This is a genomic window from Dyadobacter fermentans DSM 18053, from assembly GCF_000023125.1.
GTDB classification, from domain to species: Bacteria; Bacteroidota; Bacteroidia; order Cytophagales; family Spirosomataceae; genus Dyadobacter; species Dyadobacter fermentans.
Map to the genome: position 1 here is coordinate 1 of NC_013037.1, position 16904 is coordinate 16904.

A 16904-nucleotide genomic window follows, 5' to 3' on the forward strand; every position below is an offset into this window, starting at 1 on the left:
TTTGGTAAATTATACATTGGAAAGAATCAGCACAAATAGAGAGGTAGACCAGGTTTGGGATGCTTGCCTGAGGATTATTCAGCAGCATATTCCAGAGCAGAGTTTTAAGACGTGGTTTGAACCCATTCGTCCCTTAAAACTCTATGGTAAAGTACTTACCGTGCAGGTTCCCAGCCAGTTTTTCTACGAATGGCTGGAAGATAACTATGTTAATCTGCTGAGAAAGGCGCTGGATTACGCGATCGGTCGCGATGGATTATTGGAATATTCCATTATTGTCGACACCGGTAACGAGAAGCACCAGCCGCTGACGATGAACGTCTCAACCCAGAAATCTCCAAATTATTCCAAACCGGATAATTTCTCCACCGACCCCAGAATGGGCGCTACGGTGCGGGAAAAAGACCAGGATTCTCTGACGCTCGACACGTATCTGAACCCGAATTACTCTTTCGATAATTTTATCGAGGGAGATTGTAACCGTCTGGCACGTTCGGCCGGTTTCGCGGTAGCGCAGCGTCCGGGGCTCACGTCGTTCAATCCGCTGATGATGTACGGCGGCGTAGGGCTTGGCAAAACACACCTCGTGCAGGCGATCGGGAATTATATTACCAACCATTACGAAAACAAGCTGGTACTATACGTTTCTTCTGAGAAATTTACCAACCAGTTCATCAACTCGATCCGGAACAACACGTTGCAGGAGTTCACCGATTTTTACATGAAAGTGGATGTGCTGGCGATCGACGACGTGCAGTTTTTGTCGGGTAAGGAAAAAACGCAGGATACGTTCTTCCATATTTTCAACCACCTGCATCAGCTCGGCAAGCAGATCATCATGACGAGTGACCGCCCGCCGCGTGAGCTGCAAGGCTTGCAGGACCGCTTGCTATCCCGCTTCAAATGGGGACTTACCGCCGATTTGCAGGCGCCGGATTTCGAAACGCGTATCGCGATCATCCAGAAAAAGATCCAGTCGGAAGGTATTTCGATTGATTATGACGTGATCGAATACATCGCGCATAGTGTGAATTCCAACGTAAGGGAGCTCGAAGGCGTGATCGTTTCGCTGATGGCGCAGGCGTCGCTTACCCGCCGGAATATCGACGTAGAACTGGCCAAAAACACCCTTCGCAACATCGTCATGAACGAGGATAAGGAGGTTACGATCGACACCATTCAGGAAATCATCGCCGATTACTTCCAGGTTTCCATCGCCGACCTGAAAAGCAAAAGCCGCAAAAAGGAGGTCGTTTACCCGCGCCAGCTGGCGATGTACCTCGCCAAGGAATACACCGATCTGCCGCTCAAATCCATCGGTTACCATTTCGGCGGCCGCGACCACAGCACGGTAATCCATTCGATCCAAAGCATTAACCTGCTCATGGACGAAACCCCGGACGTGGAAGAAACTTTGCAGAAACTTCGCAGTTACTTTAAGTAGGTTTTAGCGTATCAATGTTCGGGACAAATCCTGAACATATGCTACCAAAGCCGATCCTTCTTTCCCGGGCGCAGATCGATGCGCAAGCCTGGGACAATCACATTCACCATAGCCGGCAATGCGTCATTTACGCATTAAGCTGGTACCTCGATGTAGTTTGCGAGCAATGGCAGGCACTCATCTGGCCTTCTGCTGCTGATTTCTCCATTGTGATGCCGTTGCCCATGAGGCGGAAATTTGGTCGGCGCGTGCTCTACCAGCCACTGTTTTGCCAGTATTTGGGGCTTTTTTCCAAAGATGAACTGAGTACGAGGCAGTGTTCGGCATTTTTGGAGGCATTGAAAACGCATTTCTCCTACATTTCAAGCTATGCATTTAGCCCCGAGGACTACGCTTTATACGATAAGATAAGAGATAAGGACGTGGACTGGGAGGTGTTCCAAACGCATTGGCTGCGCCTCGATCATTCTTATGACCTATTGTTTTCGGGTTATTCCAAAGATCGCAGGACGAATGTGAAAAGAGGTCGTAAAGCAATCTGGGAAATCATAGAATCGGACGATTTCGGGCCACTGATAGATCTGTTTAATAAAAACCACGCGCAGCGCATCGGGAAGATCGAACCGGGCGCATATCAAACGCTGCGGTTGCTGGGAACAAAATGCATTCAAAATGGTAACGGCCGCCTCATGTATGCGCTCGCGGGAAGGCGCGTGCATGCTGGCATCCTGCTCGTGCATTTCCGCGGGCGAACGATTTACATATTCAATGCAGCAGATGAAAACGGCCGCAGGGGAAATGCAAGGGCAGTCATGCTGGATAACTACATCCGGGAAAATGCAGGTAAGGAGCAGGTGTTTGATTTTGAAAGTCCTCCAAACCAATCAATTGCAGGCTATTATGCCGGATTCGGGGCGGAGGAAATACCTTTTTTTAGCATTCGAAGAAATGCATTGCCATTTCAATTGCGCCAGATACAGGAGTTTCGCAAATGGCTGATAATCAAAACCAGGCGATATCTTTCTTCAAGCCTTTATACGACTTTAAATCCATTTCCAAAGACCCGATTTTGAGGTCGACTTCGGCTTTTAGCGGAATTTTGTTGGAATCATCCGATATCCAGAGCGCCATCGGTTCTTCGCCTTTGAAGAATTTGTTGGACGGGATTTGCGGCGATAATCGCAGGACCTTGCTCTTGCCGAATTTGGTTTTGATCACGTCGCGGCCCACGTAGCGGACGCGGAGCTTGTAAACTTCGCCGTCAAAGAACGTCGGTACTTCGATGATCTCGCCCTCGCGGACCTTATCGAAATTGATCGTGCGGAGGAAAAAATAGCCGCTGATGATGTCGTGAATGTTGTTCGGGACATTGTAGGTCTTGCGCTCGTCCTTGATATTCGACACCGCCTGGTCTTTGCTGTGGTTGAAATACACCGTTTCTTCCTTGCGGTATTTGTTCTCCTGAATTTGCCGCTCAAACATGTGCGGAAGAATGGCCGTAGTGTCGATGTACGACCGCCACGTGTCGCGGACGCGCGAAATGAGGTCGAATGCGCCTACCGTGCGGCCGACTACGTTCACGCGGTAGCACGGACGGTTGTTGATCATCGAAACGGCTTTGCCCACCTCCACTTTGGCCTCGGCTGCATTGATGAACCCGTAATGCACGCGGTATTCGACGCGCTCACCGGTCCCGAAACTTTTATTGTGAACAACGCGGTCCATTTCCGCACTTTCGTCGAACTGGCGGAAGGAAAACAGCAATGCGAATGTCGAAATGGCTAATAGTAATGTGTACGATCTTTTCATGCTAATCAATCATTACAGGGAAGGGTATTTGCCCTTTAAATAGTTCAAGTATTTTTTTAAATCCTTCCCAAACTTCTGTTCAAATTCCTGCCTGAAAGTGTCCTGTTTCGACTTATAGGTCAGGTAGCTGATAAAGTAAGCATTATTGGGAAGTTTTCCGTCGGGCCAGCGGCTTTTGTTTGTTAACGTGCGCTTGCCTGAAAGAAGTGTGTCCGTGTCATTTACGATATCAGTAATCAACTTGGTTTTCAATGAATCCCGGTGAGCGTCCGGCGTGGGATCAGGGCCGAATGTCTTATAAAGACTATCCAAACGCCCCGCACCCCTAAGCATGTGCTGCGAATAGGCGTCATTATAACGTTTCGAATACTCATACTGCCGCATTTGCTCGGATTCCGCGCCGTATTTGTATTTCAAAAACCGTATAGCGCCCTGATCGCCTACAAAGCTGGCCAGGTTTTCATTGAGTTCCAGGTTGTTTTTCACAAAAAGCGTACCATGTGTAAGCTCGTGCAATATGAGGTTGGCAAGACTGCCATCACGCCGCCGGAGCATGCTGGAAAGGATCGGATCTTTGAGATAACCCAATGTAGACCATGCGGATACCTCGCCGATGTCTGTATCTAATCCCTTGTCGATCAGTGCCTTTTCTTCCGCTACGGCGCGGGTGGAATCGAAGTAACCTTTGTATGGAAAAGTGCCTACAATGGGGAAATGCCACTGATGCGGCTGCACCTTATATCTTTCGGAAGCGGTGATGAGCCAGATAAGCGGCCGGCCGTGCTGATTGTAGAACGTGGTATAATTATCAGACGGTGTCAGTCCGAGCGAGTCCACACCAAATTTCTTGATCTCCTGAATGAGCCGGATTCTCGCTTTGAGGGAGTCGGGGAACGATTCGTCGCTCAGCACGTCGGGCACGTCCTCCACTTGCATCAGTATGCCAATCTGTCCTTTGGCTTGTAAAAAAGCATAGGTTAGCACTTCCCTTTGCCAAACGCCCAGCAACACGACGATAACCAGCAGGGCAAGCAATATTTTTTTGATCACAATTTCTTTTTTTAATAAGCAAGCAGCCGGTACAATGCAGTAAATACCGGGTGCAAAATTAGGTATTCGACAATTATTTAAACGCTGAAAATCATCCCTCTCGTGCCATTTGATAATCCGGTACGACCGCTTGGGTATTGCTATTTATTTAACTCGATTACAAACGCCTTAAAATGCGAAAATTTCGGGAAAAATTAAGTTTTTAGCGAAAATGCGGGTTGTTGTTTTATCTGAAATTAGCTATTTTTACAAAACAATAAAGACCCATTTACGAGCGGTTTTTGTCCTGCAAAAGCCGCTTTTTTATGTACCAACCAAATTACTGTTACCATTTTTATGGCACAAGCAACAACAGATAAAGACAACAAACTAAAAGCGTTACAGACCACGCTCGAAAAGCTCGACAAGACTTACGGAAAAGGTACTGTGATGCGTCTGAGCGACACCAAAGTATTAGATATTCCGGTGATTTCGACCGGTTCACTGGGTCTTGACCTTGCGCTCGGCGTGGGCGGCGTTCCGCGCGGCCGTATCGTGGAGATCTACGGACCTGAATCGTCGGGTAAAACCACCTTGTCGATGCACTGCATTGCCGAGGCGCAGAAAAAAGGCGGCCTGGCGGCATTCATCGACGCCGAGCACGCATTCGACAGAACTTACGCGGAGAAGCTCGGTATTGATACCAGCAACCTCCTTATTTCACAGCCCGACAGCGGTGAGCAGGCGCTCGAAATCGCAGAGCACCTCATCAGCTCCGGAGCGGTGGACATTATCGTGATCGACTCCGTGGCGGCATTGGTACCGCGCGCCGAGCTTGAAGGTGAAATGGGCGAAAGCAAAATGGGTTTGCAGGCACGTTTGATGTCCCAGGCGCTGCGTAAACTCACCGGGGTGATCAACAAAACAGGATGCTGCTGTATCTTCATCAACCAGCTTCGCGAGAAGATCGGGGTGATGTTCGGTAACCCTGAAACCACAACTGGTGGTAATGCATTGAAATACTACGCATCCGTGCGTCTCGATATCCGTCGCGTAGGTCAGATCAAGGAAAGCGCCGACGCGATCCTCGGGAACCGTACCCGCGTGAAAGTGGTGAAAAACAAAGTCGCGCCGCCATTCAAAGTGGTGGAATTCGATATCATGTACGGAGAAGGCGTTTCCAAAGTAGGGGAGATCATCGACCTTGCCGTTGAGCTTGAAATCGTGAAGAAATCGGGTTCATGGTTCAGCTACGAAGGCAACCGCCTCGGACAGGGCCGCGATGCCGTGAAAGCGCTGATCAAGGACAATCCTGAGCTGATGGAAGAGCTGGAAGGCAAAATCCGCGGCCTGGTCAACAACGATCCCGATTCACTGATCGACACCAGCGAGCCTAATGTTGCCGACGACGGATCACCGGAATAAGCATTCAAGCGAGACCATAAAAAATGCCCTGTTTTCAGCAGGGCATTTTTGTTGGGTATTGGTTTCAAAATAATGGGCCGCTTAAAAAGGCTTACGGTCATCATCGTCGTCTTCATCGAAATCATAATCTTCATCGCCGGGGCCGGAGAACATGCTGCTCACCAGGTCCTGAAACTTCATACCCTGGTCGAGGGCCTGCTTGCCCACAAGCGAAAACTCCGCCATGCCGTGCAATGCGAATTCCATCATAAACAATTTCTCTTCGGGGTCGCCGTAAGCGGAGAGCATGTCCACGAAATCGTCCAGGCCGTCTATGGTTTTCAGGCGCGCGATGTATTCGCGATCGGTCATGTCGGCGGGCATTTCCATTTCGTTGCCGGCGCCAAACCATTCCACCACTTTCGCGTAAGGATTGATCTTGCTTTTCTTGCTTTTTTCGGGGTCGGGGAAGAAGTTGAGGAACTGCGTGCGGATCGCTTTGCCGATCAGGTTCTGTGCCACGATTACCGGGCCTTCCACCTCACCTTCATACACCAGCTCCACCTTGCCGCAAATCGCAGAAACGACGCCGTAAAGGTCTGAAATGCGCACATAAGTCGAATCTTCGGCATTGATAAGCGCTCTGCGTTCGGCGGTGCTCAAAAGACTTTCGTAAGCTGAGATCGTCAAGCGCGCCGAAACACCGCTTTTTGCATCCACATATTCGCTTTCACGCGCTTCGAATGCGATCTGCTCGATGAGCGTTTTCACGAGCTCATTCACGCGTACGAGGCCCACTTGCTCGGGCTTCACAATCGCTTCCTGCTCAGTAATGCGCTTGCCTGTCTCGATTGTTTTCGGATAGTGCGTCACGATCTGGCTCTCGATCCGGTCTTTCAGCGGTGTTACAATGCTTCCGCGGTTGGTATAATCCTCCGGGTTGGCAGTAAACACAAACTGAATATCGAGCGGCAGCCGCAGCTTGAAACCACGGATCTGAATATCGCCTTCCTGTAAGATATTGAACAATGCCACCTGGATACGCGCCTGCAAATCGGGCAGCTCGTTGATCACGAAAATGCCGCGGTGGGAGCGGGGAATGAGCCCGAAATGGATCACGCGTTCGTCGGAATAGGGCAATTTCAGCGTTGCTGCCTTAATGGGATCGACGTCACCGATCAAATCTGCCACCGAAACGTCCGGCGTGGCCAGCTTTTCGGTATAGCGATCGTCGCGGTGCAGCCAGGCGATTTCAGCATTGTCGCCCTGCTCGGCGAGCACATCTTTGGCATAGCGCGAAAGCGGCGCCAAAGGATCGTCGTGCAGCTCCGAATTTTTAATGTACGGAATGTATTCGTCCAGCAGGTTCACCATCATGCGTGCGATACGCGTCTTGGCCTGCCCGCGCAAGCCGAGGAAGTTGATGTTATGCATGGAAAGAATGGCTCTTTCCACATCCGGAATGACCGTTTCCTCATAACCCCAGATCCCCGGGAAGACATTCTCCTTGTTCCTGATCTTTTCAATCAGGTTATCTCTCAGCTCCTGCTTGATAGAACGCGACTGATAACCTGCTTTTTTTAGTTCACCGAGCGTTCGGATTCCCAACAGTTCTGTGCTTGTAAGCTTCGAGTAAGTCATGTATGAAATAGTGGATTAGCGCGCGTATGCCACAGACCGCATTTCACGGATTACCGTGATCTTGATCTGGCCGGGGTACTGCATTTCTTTTTCAATTTTTTGCGAGATGTCGAACGACAGCAAGCCCGCTTTTTCGTCGGACACATTGTCGGCGTCGATGATCACGCGTAGCTCGCGGCCCGCCTGGATCGCGTAGCATTTTTCCACGCCGTCGAACGACAGGGCGAGGTTTTCGAGGTCGCGGAGGCGCTGGATGTACGATTCCATCATTTCGCGGCGTGCGCCCGGGCGTGAACCTGAAATGGCGTCACACACCTGGATTACCGGCGAGAGGATCGACGTCATTTCGATTTCATCGTGGTGCGCACCGATGGCGTTGCAAACCTCCGGATTTTCCTTGTATTTCTTCGCGAGCTCCATACCCAGGATTGCGTGCGGAAGATCAGATTCTTCCGGCCATACTTTACCAATATCGTGAAGCAAGCCGGCGCGTTTAGCCAGTTTGGTGTTCAGGCCGAGCTCCGCAGCCATGGTAGCACACAATTTGGCCACTTCGCGGGAGTGTTGGAGCAGGTTTTGTCCGTAAGACGAGCGGAAACGCATCCGGCCGATCATTTTCACCAGTTCAGGGTGCAGGCCGTGGATACCCATGTCGATCACGGTGCGCTCACCGATCTCAACGATCTCATCTTCAATGTTTTTGCGTGTTTTGGCAACCACTTCTTCAATACGCGCCGGGTGGATACGGCCGTCCTGCACGAGGCGGTGCAGTGATAGTCGTGCGATTTCCCTTCTCACAGGGTCGAAACCGGAGATAACGATCGCCTCAGGCGTGTCGTCCACGATGATTTCCACACCGGTAGCCGCTTCCAGGGCACGGATATTCCGTCCTTCGCGACCGATGATTTTACCTTTGATATCGTCGTTTTCAATGTTGAATACCGACACGCAGTTTTCGATCGCGTGCTCGGCGGCGGTGCGCTGGATGGTTTCGATCACAATCTTTTTCGCCTCTTTGGTGGCAGTCAGACGTGCTTCTTCCATGGCACTCTTAATATATGATCCCGCGCGGGTTTCGGCTTCGGCCTTCAATGCGTCCACGAGTTGTTCGCGGGCTTGCTCGGCGGTAAGGTTTGCGATTTTTTCCAGCTGGGCAACCTGCTGTTGGAGGGATTTTTCGGCTTCTTCGCGGCGCTTGGTCGCTGCTTCGAGTTGCGAATTGAGGTTGTTTTTGAGGTTATCGAGCTCGTTTTCCTTGCGCTTGGTTTGTTCCATGCTCTGGTTCAGGCTCTGTTCGCGCTGTTTGAGTTTCTGCTCGTTGCTTTGCAGAATGCTGCGCTTCTTGTTGGCGTCTTCTTCGAATTCCGATTTGAGGCGGAGGTACTTTTCTTTTGCTTCTAGAATGCGGTCTTTTTTGATGTTTTCGGCTGCTACTTCGGCATTCCGCAGAATCTCAGCGGCACGGTCCTGGGCTTCCTTTTCCTTTGCGTCGAATGATCGCTGAAAAATGTACTTACCTGCAAAAATACCCACCCCTACGGCGATGATATCGGACAGGATGACGATGAAGAACAAAGAATTTGACATTTCAATAATGGTTATATATAGTTGGTTTTACCGACTACACCCGCGTTGAAATGCCGAAAAAGGAAGAAATTGAAAGTATATTTTTGCAGATACTGTAAAAATCAAAGGGTTAGGTATGGGTTTCAGCTCTCAATAGCGCTGGCGATCTTTTCGTCCAGTTTTTCCACTCTGCTTTTAAAAGCTAACACCAGGTCGTCCATTTCTTCCTGGTTCCGTTGCAATGCCACCAGGCATTCGATAGAAGTCAATGCAATGGCCTCTATATCACCGTATACTTTCCCTTTTTCTTTATGCTGTTGCACTCGCTGCATGAACACCTCATACCCATCCCTGTAAAATTTCTCCTGATCCGCCGGAACGCTCAGTTTGAAACCTCTGTCCAGCAGTTTTATAAAGACAGAAACGTCTGGATTAGGTATGCTATTTTTTTTCATAAGGTATCTTCAAGCAATTCGATGCACTTATCGATCTCCTGGATATATCTTTCAACTGATTCTTTCAGTTCGGCAATTGCGCCTGTTGGTGTCAGTTTACTAGTGACAAGTTTAGCGAAACTTTTAGACTTATTAAAGTCTTTTTCTAAAGAGGTGTATTTTTTCCTTATTTCTTTCGACTCTTCCGTGAGCTTCGCATTGGCGGCCCGAAGCTCCGCGTTTTCACGCTGGAGCTCTGAGATCGACCAGTTTAATTTCTCTTTGTGATTGATCAGGATTTCGAGTTTTTTCTCGACGTCGGATAGTTTGTGTTCGATAATTCGTTCGGTAGTCCTCTCCATTTTTCCCAACTGAAAAAATCCGACAATGAAAAACTGTTGTTTACTTTCTGATCACCGCTTCAAATTCCCTTTCGTAGGTTGCAATGAGGCGCTGCATCGTTTTGTCGATCACCTTGTCGGTGAGCGTTTGCTGCTCGTCCTGCAAAATGAAGCTGATCGAATACGACTTTTTGCCTTCCAGGTTGGCGCCTTCGTACACATCGAACACGTTCACGGCGCGCAGCAGGCTGCGTTCGGTTTTGAAAGCGGCCTGGCGCAGCTCCTCGAAGGTCACTTTTTTGTTCAGTACCACCGAAAGATCGCGGCGCACTTCGGGGAACTTCGGCACTTCTGCATATTCAACGGCCGCATTGTATTGGCGCAGCAGGTATTCCCAGTCGAAGTCGGCGTAGTAAACCGGTGCTTTGATATCCAGCTTTTTGGCAACGGCCGCATTCAGTAATCCAAAGGATACTACCGGTTTTTTATTGGCAAGCAATGTCAATCCGCTTTTGAAAACGGCACTGTCGGCTTCCTGCTTTTGCACGTCGCGGATTTTCATCGAGGTCAGCACCTGGTTTACAAATGCCGCCAGGTCATGGAAAACAACCTCGCGAGACTTTTCAAACCAGCTTTCCTGGGTGATATTGCCCGTCACGAACACCGAAAGGCGCTCTTTCTCGATGAATTTGCCGTCGATTTCGTGGTAGGTTTTGCCAAATTCGAATACTTTCAAATCCTTCTGGCGGCGGTTGCTGTTATAAGCAATCACTTCCAGGCCGGAGAAAAGCAGCGTCTGGCGCATTACCGAGAGGTCTTCGCTGAGGTAGTTCAGGATTTTTACAGGGGTTCCTGCCAGGCTTTCGCCCAAAATGGCCTGGTACTCGGGTTTGGTCAATGAATTGTTGATCATTTCATTGAAACCATTGCCGACCAGCAGTTCCGAAACGCGCAGTTTCAGCTTTTCCGGGTCGTTAACCGGGAAATCCGAGATGTAATCGGAGCTCAATGCGTCCGAAAGTTCCACCTGACCGAAGCCGTAAATGCGCAAAATCTCTTCGATCACATCGGCCTCGCGCTGCACGTCCACGCGGTAAGGCGGCACAATCGCCGTGAAACCGGTTTCGGTTTCATCAGTAACCTGGATATCGAGGCTTTCCAGAATGCTTTTGATCAGATCTTTTTCCAAAGATTTGCCGATCAGCCGGTCGATGTTCCTGTTTTTGATATTTACCTTGAAATCCGCAATGGGCTCCGGGTAAAGGTCGATAATGTCGGACGAAATGCTGCCGCCAGCTACCTTCTGGATAAGCAATGCAGCGCGTTTCAATGCGAAAAGCGGCATATTCGGGTCGGTGCCGCGTTCGAAACGGAACGAAGAATCGGTTTTCAATGCGAAACGCTGCGCCGTCCTGCGCACCCACACGGGTGAGAAATAGGCCGATTCGAGGAAAATGGAAGTCGTCGTTTCCGTAACGCCGGATGTCAATCCGCCGAAAACGCCGGCAATGCACATCGGTTCGGGATTGCCATCCACACCCTCGCTGCAAATCATGAGGTCGTTGGCCGAAATTTTGCGCTCGATCCCGTCCAAAGTCACAAACGGCGTGCCCTCAGCAACGGTAGTAACAATCACTTTTTTACCCAAAACCTTGTCCGCATCGAATGCGTGCATCGGCTGGCCGAGCTCGTGGCAAACGTAGTTGGTAATGTCTACAATGTTGTTGATCGCCCGGATTCCGATCGTTTGCAAGCGCTGTTTCAGCCATTCCGGCGATTCCGTCACAGTAATGCCCGAAATGGTCAGACCAGTATAGCGCGGACAAGCCTCCGTATTGCGAACCTCTACCGGAATCGGCAGGTTTTGATTGTCTGTCTTAAATGCCTCAATGGAAGGCAGCGTGATTTCACGCTTCAAAACCGCTTTCAAATCACGCGCGACACCGTAATGCGATGCTGCGTCCGCACGGTTGGGCGTGAGGCCGATCTCGATCAGGTAGTCGGAAGAAATGCCGAAATATTCAGCGGCAGGCGTGCCGTTCGGTAAGTCCGTATCGAGTACGAGAATGCCGTCGTGGGAAGTGCCAACGCCCAGTTCGTCCTCGGCGCAGATCATCCCCTCTGACAATGCGCCACGGATTTTGGATTTTTTCAAAACGAGCGGCTGATCGCTGCCGGTCGGGTATAATGTGGCGCCTACCGTTGCGACGATCACTTTCTGGCCCGCGGCCACGTTCGGCGCGCCGCACACAATGGATAGGGGCGTTTCGCCGCCAACGTCCACGGTTGTCAGGCTCAGGCGGTCGGCTTCCGGGTGTTTTTCACGCGTCAGCACTTCACCGATCACCACGCCCTGCAAGCCGCCTTTTATCGATTCGATCTCTTCAATACCTTCGACTTCCAGCCCGGTGCCGGTTAGCAGCCGGTCAATTTCCGCGGGTGATTCGTTTAGTTCAATTAAATCTTTAAGCCACTTATAAGAGATCTTCATGCGAATGCTTTAATAACAATAAAAATTCAGGCGCGGGAAATGCGGCCTGTTTGCAAAATTAATGATTTAGTTTGAACGGCATTCGGGCATTGCACCCCGCGTGCGTGTTTTTTATCAGTACCCGTTATTCCTGGTGCGAAGCCTCCTCGGTCACTTCGCCTGCCTGAATGGCTACGCTCAGCGTGTTTTCGGCAGGAGGCACCGGGCAGGCGTAGCTTTCCTGGTACGCACAATAGGGGTTATACGCCTTGTTGAAGTCGAGCACAATGGTGTTGTTTTTGATCTGGTCCACGGGATAATCGAGGTAGCGGCCGCCGCCGTAGGTTTCCTTGCCGCTGGTGGCATCGCGGAAAAGCACGGAAATGGTGCCTTCGCTCTTCAATAGCAGCAGCTTTTGCGCCTGACCTTCCACGGAGAAGTTGGCATAACCGTATTTCTCGTATTTCTCGCTCGATCCGTCAGTATATTTAACGGTTACCTCCTTATCGTCCTGCATGTAAGGCGAAATGGTTGCTTTCACGCGGTAGCCGAGGTTGGGTTCGAAGTAGTGGAGGCCGTGGAAGCTATCCTTGTCCTTGATAGGCGAGTCGTCGCCCGTTTTGAACTGCTCGTCCTTGGCGGCACGTTCTTCGAGGAGCTTGGTTTTATATAATGCGGGGTTGGCTGCCACGGCGTCGTCGGAGCTGCTGCTGCCGCCCATGTTTTCGATGATGAGATAGGCGAGGATCGCGATGAACATGGCGATCGTGCTGTATCGGATGACTTTATTTTTGAACATAACAAGGATAATTGGGTAATCGGACTGCAAACTTAGCACCCGATCGCGCGCTTTGAAAAAGTATGGAAGGTTTATTTACTTTTTTGGAATAATTTTGAATCTTCGCGTCCATCGGGTTTGCGATGTTGATTGAAATATATCTAAATTGACCTGGGAAAAAACTTAAACACAATACCTGCCCCATCGTATGTCATACACGAAACGAGTACTCATTGCCGAAGACAGTTCAGTAATTCAAAACCTGGCAAGGAAGATTCTTGAATTTCAGCATTATGAAATCACTTCCGTGAAAAACGGCGAGCAAGTGCTGCAATTGCTTGAAAAAGAGGATTTTGATATTATTCTTCTGGATATCAATATGCCTGTGATGGATGGAATGGAATGTGCAAGAAGCATCCGCAAATTGCCCGACGAGAAAAAGGCCAAAACGCCGATCGTGGCGATTACGGGTAATGCCAAAAACTATTCAGACGAAGATTTCAAAGATGCAGGATTTGACGATGCGCTGATGAAGCCATTGAATTTTGACCGCCTGGTTGAAGTGGTGGCGCATCTGACAGAATAATACCTGATGAGGATTACATTTCTTGGAACCGGCACATCGCAGGGAATACCCGTTATTGCCTGCGATTGTGTCGTTTGCCGTTCTAATGACCAGCACGACAAGCGTTTACGGACTTCCGTCTGGATTCAGGTCCACGGAAAGTCGTTCGTGATCGATACCGGCCCCGATTTCCGCCAGCAAATGCTGCGGGCCAATGTACGCAGTCTCGACGCCGCCATTTTCACCCACCAGCATAAGGACCACACGGCCGGGCTCGACGACATCAGGGCGTTCAACCACCGCCAGCAGATGGACATCCCGCTTTACGGCCGGCTGGAAGTACTCAACCAGATCCAGACCGAATTCGCTTATGCATTCTCCGATAAAAGGTATCCGGGAGTGCCGCATTTCTCGCTTCATCCGATCGAGAACCGGCCTTTCGAGGTGGAAGGCATGACATTTACGCCCATTGAGGTAATGCACCACAAACTTGCTGTTTACGGCTTCCGCATCGGCGATTTTACCTACATTACCGACGCCAACTATATTTCCGAAGAAGAGCAGGAAAAAATCAAAGGTTCGCGGGTGCTGGTGCTCGATACCCTGCAGAAAGAGCCGCATCTATCGCATTTCACACTTTCACAAGCCCTCGACCTCATTGATAAACTGAACGTGCCGCAGGCTTACCTCACGCACATCAGCCATAAACTCGGCCTTCATGCCGTGGTGGAAAGCGAATTACCGCCGCACGTGCATTTGGCGTACGACGGGCTGGTTTTGGATCTTTGATCAGGCTTAGTCTGGTGAATTGCAGGATCAGCTATACCGATCGTTCCTCCACGGGTAGGCCGTGTTGGAATATCCCCTCAACTCCCAGAATCCCAATTGGTTTTTAGGTAAAAACTGAATGCGGCTGATCCATTTGCTGCCTTTCCAGGCGTAGAGCTGCGGGGTGATCATTCGCACCGGGCCGCCGTGATCGCGTTCGAGCGGTTTGCCGTCGGCGGTGTGGACAAGCAACACATCCTCTTTCAATGCTTCTTCCAGCGAAAGATTGGTCGTGTATTTATCATAGCCGTGACAAAGCACGTGCGTAGCGCTCGGTTTTGGCATGACTAATGCGGCAATGTCAGCCAGACGGACGCCTACCCAGGGCACATCCATGCGCGACCAAGTGGTAACGCAATGAAAATCGCTGACATCGCTGGTTTGAGGCAATGCCATGAACTCGTCCCAGGTTAATGTGATCGGAGATTCCACTTCGCCGTCAATAACGAGCTTCCATTTGCTAAGGTGAATGTCTGGTTTGAAACCCAGGTCGAGTACCGGCCATTTATGCGTTTTGTATTGCCCGACAGGCAATTGTGGCATCCCGTGGCGGTTCGGCTCGCCAGTGCCCATCGGCTTTGTGTCCGAAACCGACGGCGTTTCCGCCATTTGCTGTTCGAAGCGGGCTTTGAGCTTCATCCGCGCTTCGACGATTTTATCGAGTTTGCTGTTGTCTTCCATGTCAGTCAATGTTTAGGTGCTGATCCATTGCATCATTAAAGCAGTCAAATACCCTCCATAAGTTCCGATTGCATACCCTAAAATAGCCAGCAGCACGCCTACGGGCGCCAGCGATGGGTGAAATGCCGCCGCTACCACCGATGCCGAAGCAGAGCCGCCCACGTTGGCCTGACTGCCCACCGCCAGGAAAAAGAACGGTATTTTTAGCCATTTGCAGGCGATAACGAGGATAATGCCGTGGATTGAAATCCAGATTAATCCAATGGCAAATAACCCTGGATTGTCGGCAACAGCGCCGAGATCCATTTGCATTCCAATGGTTGCAACCAGCACATAGAGGAACACCGAGCCCAATCTTGACGCGCCATAATGTTCCAGCTTACGTGCGGGCGTGAGGGAGAGCAGGATGCCGATTAATGTAGCAATGCTGATCACCCAGAAAAAGTTGGAAGTAAGGCTGTATTTTTCGAGCGCCGGGTAGTTGGCTGATAAATAGGGCGTAATAATTTCCGCTAAACCATGGGCTACCCCTGTCGCACCGAAGCCTGCCGCCGCGAGGAAAATGTAATCCCGCAGCATCGGGTTTTGTTCGTTGGCCTTTTGTTCCGAATCCATATGTTCCCTCACCTCCTGCACCGTGCGGCTATCCGCGCCCAGGAATGCGTCCACACGCGAGGCAATGCCGGCTCCATATATCAATGCGGCCATCCAGAGTTCTGCAACGAGCACGTCGACAGCCACCATCTGAGAGAATAATGCATCGCTTGGATGAAATACTTCCCGTAATGCAGTCTGATTAGCCCCGCCGCCGATCCAGCTGCCTGCGATCGTCGCCAGTCCGCGCCAGACGGCGTCGGCCCCTTCACCTGCCACCGTCGCCGGGCTGATGGTGCTGACGATCCATAATGCCACCGGCCCACCAATCATAATGCCCGCCGTGCCGATCAGCATCGCTGCCAACGCTTTCGGGCCGAGCTTGGTGAGCGATTTCCAGTCCATTCCGACGGTGAAAAGCACAAGGCACGCGGGGAGAAAGTATTTCGAAACGACCGGATAGAGCTGCGACGTCGCGCCGTTGACAATGCCCAGCGAGTTGAGCAAACCCGGTATGAAGTAGCAAAGCAGCAAGGGAGGAATGATGTTGTAAAACCGTTTCCAGCCGGGCTGTGAAGCCGTGAAAAATATGCCGGCCAGAATAAGCATTAAGAGTCCGAGCACTACGGCGTCGTTGGTAATCATGCGGTCGGAGTAAGGATTAGGGAAAGGTTCATGGGTAAAAATAAGAGAAATGTGCCGGAAATGCATTCTTTTAAGGCTTTTGATAGAGGCAATGAAAGGCGTGGCGAAGGTCGCGCTTGAAGGAAGTTCGCCGGTTGTAAGCGTCCCTAAACCGGATAGGCGCTTTAATGGAGGGGTTCAGATCCAGAGTGCAATCCGCCAAATCGAATTTTAAAAAAGATTTGAATTGCGCGCCATTGATATGCGGATGTACCCGTAATAGGACACAGCAAAACCACCCACGATCATGTGTTCAACCCTATGATTGTTTAATGATGTTATAATCCGGGGAAGGGAGTTGAAATCAAGCATTCAGGTAATCCTTACTTCGGTTGCCTTACAGGTTGCTGCGATTTCTCTGGCGGATTGTCGCCTCTCAGAAGATCGATGAAGCTTTCAAACTTTCGGTGCCTCTCTGCGAGTACAGCAGTACTGACTTCACCGCTGGTGGCGGTATCCTTCATTGCCTTAAAACTGCTGTATTTCCTTACTTTTTCCATAGCGGTATCATTCTTTCTGGCTCATAGAACACTGAAATATAAAGATATGGTGCCTAACTACAATGGAATTATTGCGCTTTTGGCTTGATTTCCAGGAACAATACACCTTCCTGCGTACCAACAAAGGCTACAAACT

The 16904-nt window shown here is 50.3% G+C and carries 15 protein-coding genes; 5 read left to right on the top strand and 10 right to left on the bottom strand.

Translation table 11 applies throughout. The features are described 5' to 3' along the window. The first annotated feature begins 16 nt into the window (after nucleotides 1-16). Complete coding sequence (gene dnaA / locus DFER_RS00005; protein WP_229206134.1) at nucleotides 17-1444, top strand: chromosomal replication initiator protein DnaA; 1428 nt, start codon at nucleotides 17-19, stop codon at nucleotides 1442-1444. Nucleotides 1445-1482: 38 nt separating this feature from the next. Beyond that, a complete protein-coding gene (locus tag DFER_RS00010) occupies nucleotides 1483-2517 on the top strand; it encodes a GNAT family N-acetyltransferase (protein WP_041734575.1) in 1035 nt (344 codons plus the stop codon). Here the strand turns inward: DFER_RS00010 and DFER_RS00015 are convergent. Further along, entirely contained in the window at nucleotides 2447-3253 is an 807-nt protein-coding gene (locus DFER_RS00015; RefSeq protein ID WP_012779623.1) for a DUF3108 domain-containing protein, read from the bottom strand. The two genes, DFER_RS00010 and DFER_RS00015, sit on opposite strands and share 71 nt — an antisense overlap. A 12-nt stretch (nucleotides 3254-3265) precedes the next feature. Continuing rightward, nucleotides 3266-4303, bottom strand: a complete 1038-nt coding sequence (locus DFER_RS00020) for an aminopeptidase (RefSeq protein ID WP_041734584.1) — start codon at nucleotides 4301-4303, stop codon at nucleotides 3266-3268. Nucleotides 4304-4639: 336 nt separating this feature from the next. On the opposite strand from DFER_RS00020, the gene recA reads away from it, so the two are divergent. Next, a complete protein-coding gene (gene recA / locus DFER_RS00025) occupies nucleotides 4640-5707 on the top strand; it encodes a recombinase RecA (protein WP_012779625.1) in 1068 nt (355 codons plus the stop codon). 81 nt (nucleotides 5708-5788) lie between these two features. Here recA and DFER_RS00030 read toward each other — a convergent pair whose 3' ends face one another. The 6 genes from DFER_RS00030 to DFER_RS00055 form a co-directional block, all read right to left on the bottom strand. Continuing rightward, nucleotides 5789-7327 (bottom strand): magnesium chelatase ATPase subunit I, encoded by a 1539-nt coding sequence (locus tag DFER_RS00030; RefSeq protein ID WP_012779626.1) that lies wholly within the window; start codon nucleotides 7325-7327, stop codon nucleotides 5789-5791. Between the two features lie 15 nt (nucleotides 7328-7342). After that, entirely contained in the window at nucleotides 7343-8914 is a 1572-nt protein-coding gene (gene rny / locus DFER_RS00035; protein WP_012779627.1) for a ribonuclease Y, read from the bottom strand. Between the two features lie 122 nt (nucleotides 8915-9036). Beyond that, a complete protein-coding gene (locus DFER_RS00040) occupies nucleotides 9037-9348 on the bottom strand; it encodes a cell division protein ZapA (RefSeq protein WP_012779628.1) in 312 nt (103 codons plus the stop codon). Then, the gene (locus DFER_RS00045) at nucleotides 9345-9689 is read right to left on the bottom strand and encodes a hypothetical protein (RefSeq protein ID WP_012779629.1); all 345 of its coding nucleotides are present in this window, start codon (nucleotides 9687-9689) and stop codon (nucleotides 9345-9347) included. Before DFER_RS00045 ends, DFER_RS00040 begins: the two co-directional genes overlap by 4 nt. Before the next feature lie 40 nt (nucleotides 9690-9729). Next, complete coding sequence (pheT, locus tag DFER_RS00050; protein WP_012779630.1) at nucleotides 9730-12159, bottom strand: phenylalanine--tRNA ligase subunit beta; 2430 nt, start codon at nucleotides 12157-12159, stop codon at nucleotides 9730-9732. Between the two features lie 124 nt (nucleotides 12160-12283). Then, on the bottom strand, nucleotides 12284-12937 hold the full coding sequence (locus DFER_RS00055) for a DUF1684 domain-containing protein (protein WP_012779631.1): 654 nt from the start codon (nucleotides 12935-12937) through the stop codon (nucleotides 12284-12286). 187 nt (nucleotides 12938-13124) lie between these two features. Here DFER_RS00055 and DFER_RS00060 point away from each other — a divergent pair, with 187 nt between their 5' ends. Both DFER_RS00060 and DFER_RS00065 read left to right on the top strand, forming a co-directional pair. Then, nucleotides 13125-13502: a response regulator gene (locus DFER_RS00060; protein WP_012779632.1), complete on the top strand. Its 378-nt coding sequence runs from the start codon at nucleotides 13125-13127 to the stop codon at nucleotides 13500-13502. A gap of 6 nt (nucleotides 13503-13508) precedes the next feature. After that, on the top strand, nucleotides 13509-14270 hold the full coding sequence (locus DFER_RS00065; RefSeq protein WP_012779633.1) for an MBL fold metallo-hydrolase: 762 nt from the start codon (nucleotides 13509-13511) through the stop codon (nucleotides 14268-14270). A gap of 27 nt (nucleotides 14271-14297) precedes the next feature. Here DFER_RS00065 and DFER_RS00070 read toward each other — a convergent pair whose 3' ends face one another. Both DFER_RS00070 and DFER_RS00075 read right to left on the bottom strand, forming a co-directional pair. Beyond that, nucleotides 14298-14990, bottom strand: coding sequence for a molybdopterin-dependent oxidoreductase (locus DFER_RS00070; protein WP_012779634.1), 693 nt, complete (start codon nucleotides 14988-14990; stop codon nucleotides 14298-14300). A 12-nt stretch (nucleotides 14991-15002) separates the two neighbouring features. Next, complete coding sequence (locus DFER_RS00075) at nucleotides 15003-16229, bottom strand: DUF819 family protein (protein WP_041735672.1); 1227 nt, start codon at nucleotides 16227-16229, stop codon at nucleotides 15003-15005. Nucleotides 16230-16904 lie beyond the last annotated feature (675 nt).